Source organism: Gardnerella sp. 30-4, assembly GCF_001641215.1.
GTDB lineage: Bacteria > Actinomycetota > Actinomycetes > Actinomycetales > Bifidobacteriaceae > Bifidobacterium > Bifidobacterium leopoldii.
The window spans coordinates 11,843-16,062 of record NZ_LXJL01000091.1 but is presented as its reverse complement, the minus strand read 5'-3'; the positions used below and the strand labels follow the sequence as shown (position 1 = coordinate 16,062).

General features: G+C 39.7%; 1 protein-coding gene. It reads left to right on the top strand.

Annotated elements, in window-relative coordinates; genetic code table 11:
- Positions 1-272: 272 nt before the first annotated feature.
- A complete protein-coding gene (locus A5294_RS05255; RefSeq protein WP_082851889.1) occupies positions 273-4,046 on the top strand; it encodes a Rib/alpha-like domain-containing protein in 3,774 nt (1,257 codons plus the stop codon).
- The last annotated feature ends 174 nt before the right edge of the window (positions 4,047-4,220 follow it).

Here is a 4,220-nt window from a genome sequence, read left to right as displayed (position 1 = left end):
GGGGGGGGGGTATAACAACATATGTGCTTAGCAGTAGTGCACTACATTATCTTGCGTTTAAGTTTTTGGCGTGAATTAGCCTGCTGATTTTGGGCATGATTGTGCTTGCTTGCGTTCGTATCGACGTTTGCTTTGGTGGTTTGTGATATTTCGCGTCATTTGCTGCTGATAATGCAGTGTTCTGCACCCCGGGCAATGCTTGTTGATTCATAAAATCAACAGGCATGAGTATTCGAGCAGCTTTTAGATTTTTAAGAAATCGAGGCGTTAGAATGTCACGGCTTCACGGCTGTTTCTCTAACCTTATACGTATAACTTGTAGTTTTATGAATTGTCATCATGCGCTTGATGATGTTAACGGTTCTGTAACTTTACAAAAATCTAAAAGGTGCACTAAAGGGTGCTCTATTGCTAGCGCTTCTAAGTTGTATTACATTCGTCGCGCGGCTCTTGCGTTGATTGTTGCCGTGGCGACTATTCTTGCTGTTCTCGTTGTGCCAGCTAAGCCTGCAAGCGCTGCGCAGGTTATGTGGTCGTATGGTGGCTATGGATATTTTACTGCTAATGGTAATGGTATTGGTAATGCTATTGAAAATATGCATATTGCACCAACACTTACTAAGGATTCTAATGGTACTCATGTGCAGTATGAAATATATTTTAACTATGCTTTTAAGGAGAAGTTAAATCCTCAGCCTAGACAGCGTATTCCAGCACGAGTCACTTTTTACGTAGATCTTCCGAAACAGCTTATTACAGACACTATTAGAGTGAAAAGAGATAGGCGAAATGTTTACGAGAAAAAGTGGAATGACTGGACAAGTCAGAATGATAAAGGCATCCCAGAAACAATGAAAAATTGGGATAAGTATTGGGGCTGGTCTAGAACAATTTCTCGTTGGCATTATACGTATGGTAATAACGATTTTAATGGTCAGTGGGAAGATACTGTTGGCAATGGTAATTTTGGCTGTGGATATAATACTGATCCTTCGTCTAAATTTAAGAATTACAGTTTATGCGAAATAAAGAAGTGGCATGACAATGGCGACTTTGGTATAATGCTGCGTTCGTTTGAAAGTGCTAATTCTACGACTTGCTACCGTTGGGTTATTACTGCAGATGTGCCAGATGGTACTGATATTCGTTACATGCCTATTATTGCTGGATATCAGTCTACTAATGCTGAATCTCATGAGCGTGATTATGCAACTTATGGTCCGTATGATCACGATGGTGATGGCATACCAGATAACGTGGAGTGGGATAATAGTACCGATCCAACTAAGCCTGGTGGATTACATTTTGAGGAGTCGGAGGATTCACAGCCTCGTCAAGCTTCTTCCGTAAGAGCTTATACTGATGATGGTCATTGGCATGAGAATGATGGTGATTACTTCGATAATAAGGGTAGTTTTGTTCCTGATTATGGCAGTGACGGTAAAAGAGGTAAGCTGTACAATCATATTCCTAAGAATCTTACTTATTCTATTGATGGTAACGCTTATTTTGATAACAATAAGGGATCCAATGCTCAAGTTACTTTTGATGATCCTAATAGTCCGAAGCCAGAGCCTTTACAACAAGGTCATGCGTGGATTGACAAGTCTACAGGTAAAGTGTATTTTAACCCAGCAGACTCGCATAAGAATCATACAGTTTATATACCGATTAAGGTAACTTATCCTAATCCAAGTAACTACAACTGTAATCATCCTCAGCCTTTTTCAGAGACGGTTGTCGCTAAATTCAAAGTTTGGCCTATGTCTCATTTTTATAAGCCTGTGTATCCAGATTATGATAAAAAACAGGTGCAAGCTGGAAAATCAATTACGTCGGTTCCAGAAAATAAGGGGATTACTAAAGGCGATTTTCCGAAAGGTACTAGGTTTGAGCTTGGTAAGAGTAATAAATATTCTAAACCAGTGCTTTCTTGGTCAAAAATGACTAATACTAGTACTGGTGAAGTAACTTTTACTCCGAGCAAACCTCAAGATCCTAATAATTACGATACTCCTGTAATTGCTCACTATCCTGATGGCTCAAGTAGTACGGATAATGGGCAGGTTTATGCTCACGTTAAAGTAACGCCACTTACTGTAGGCAATAACGATTTAGGTTTTTCTATTGCTGAGGGTGCAGGTATGCACGATTTCGGTAGTAACTATTCCGACCGTATTACTTATGGTTCGTATCATACGGATCATTACACGAATCTTGATAAAGATAAGCAGATAGATGGTAGTAAGCTTCTTATACCTGACGCGTGGTCTGCTAACAATAAGTCTCCGATTACATTCCGTGCTATTTGCCACGAAGAAAATAAGGATAATTATACGCTTCTTAAATGGGATGAAGCGAAAAACAGGTCTGTCGGTGAGGTTAACGGATTAAAGTTTACAGCTTTTCATCAATGGAAAATCGCTACGGAAGACGAAGAAAACAAGTGCAGGAATAATAAAAACTGTAATCTTAATGATTTTAAGTACTCGTATTTAACTAAAGATGAGTACAACACGAATACTATGGCTCGTTCTCGCGCGATTATTACTGGAACGCCTAGGAAAAGCGGTAAGTACGAGTGTCGCGTGTTTGCTTTTAACAATGCTGTTAGTCTTAAGAATTTCGATGACATAATTGTCAATGATACTGGCGGAAGTGTTGTTTATAAGAAAATGCTCTTTGCTAATTATGGTACTAAGGGCGAGACTAAGGATTCAAAGGGTAAAGATTGGAATGATCAAACTTTAAAGTTTAGTGTTAAAGCTTCTTACGCGCATAGGAATAATCCTAGTTACGTGCCATTGAAAGTGAAGGCTGGTGAATATCATGCAAGCCTTACTAACGGTTATAAGAATGTTACTGATGTGCCTAAGAGTAAGAAAGGTGCTAATAATGCTACTCATCAGGATGATATAGAAGAAGGCGCGCTTCCAGACGGCACTTGGTTTGAGTTTGATGAAAACCAGTATAAGAAAGATAATCCTGGTTGGTATAAGAAGGATAAGGATCATCCTTATGGAATGTCTTTCTACGATAATGGTCAAGATAATAAGCCTAGCGATGGTGGGAAGACTGGTAAAAACCATGGTACGGGTGATGGTTCTCACTATGGAGTGATGTCTTTTAAGCCGCTTAAGTGGCAGAAGCCTGGCGTGTATAAAATTCCTGTGATCGTACATTATCCGGACGGTTCAAAGTCTACGGATAAAGATGCTGGTAATGGGGATGGCATAAGTAAACCAAATCCAGTGTACGCGCAAGTGACAGTGGATCCTATGGAAGGCGATGATATAAAGCTTCGAGTGCTAAGGTCAGATTCTCCTGACGCGCCTGATATTAGTGATACTGATGGTCAGTTTGGAAGTGGTAGCGGTCTTACCATTATGAGTGGCATGAGTCTTATGTATAGACCGTTTATTGACGCTTGGTCTACAAAAGACGTGTGGAATAGTGGTAATAAAACTGAGAAGAAAATAGGCTTGGAAGTTTTATGCGAAAATGATGACCGTGATTTTGTTTCAAAACTTGCGGGTATGAAAGCAAGTAATCCAATTACATGGAGTCATATTGATACGTACTCCGAGCGTGAGAAATGTAAGAATGGTTCTAATTGCAACGCGCAGCATAAATTGTATAGCTATAACGCTAAGGATAATCTGAATAATCCGTTCGATGCTGCTCAACGTACTACTGCTACGCTCGATGGTATTCCAGAAAAAACTGGTGACTATCAGTGCGTTGCTTGGGCTTTGAAACCAGAAGCTAAGAAATCTTTTGATGGTATGAGTAATCATCATGGTGCTAAATATGATTTGTTGAATGAAGTTTACGGTGATCAGTACATCAGGGGTAAAGATTACGAGTTTAAGACTTTCATGATTCACGTTGTGAAACCATTCGCGCTGCCAAAGACCGGCGGATGCGGCTGGAATGCGTCTTTGTGCGTTGTTTCTGCGATGTTGTCTAGTTTGATTGCTGCTGTGTTTGTAATGGATCAAACTAAGCGCGGTCACGAGTTGCTTGGAAGGTGGCGACTCGTATGAAGCTTTTCTACTGGGTGCATGTTTTTAATGTGCGTGTTTTTGATGCAAAATCTCATGGAATTTTGGAGCGTGATATTGCAACATAATATTCCTAAACTTAAAAAATTTACTCATTTATGAGCAAATTGCGTGAATAATTCGAAATTCGGTTAAAACCGATAAACAATTACATAC

Bases quoted from the DNA above. Each gene is read 5' to 3' on its own strand.
- A5294_RS05255 (WP_082851889.1), top strand. From the start codon at position 273: ATGTCACGGCTTCACGGCTGTTTCTCTAACCTTATACGTATAACTTGT.